General features: G+C 71.9%; 1 pseudogene. It reads right to left on the bottom strand.

Features of this window, described 5'->3' with window-relative positions:
* A pseudogene (locus SB822_RS61710) lies at nucleotides 1-228 on the bottom strand (kynureninase); the annotation flags it as partial.

Consider the following 228-nt stretch of genomic DNA (forward strand, 5'->3'; position numbering starts at 1 on the left):
TGGATCAGGGCTTCCAGCAGGGCGGTGAGCTGCTCCGACTTGCGTCGCAGCGCCGGCATGCCGGCCTGTTCGAACAGCGCCAGGGACGCGCGCAGCGGCGCCATCGCCAGCACCGGCGGATTGCTCAGCTGCCAGCCTTCGGCGCCCGGGGTCGGCACGAATTCCGGTGCCATGCGGAAGCGGCTCTGCCTGTCGTGGCCCCACCAACCGGCGAAGCGCGGCAGCTCG

It is taken from the genome of Paraburkholderia sp. SIMBA_054, from assembly GCF_046534875.1.
GTDB classification, from domain to species: domain Bacteria; phylum Pseudomonadota; class Gammaproteobacteria; order Burkholderiales; family Burkholderiaceae; genus Paraburkholderia; species Paraburkholderia hospita.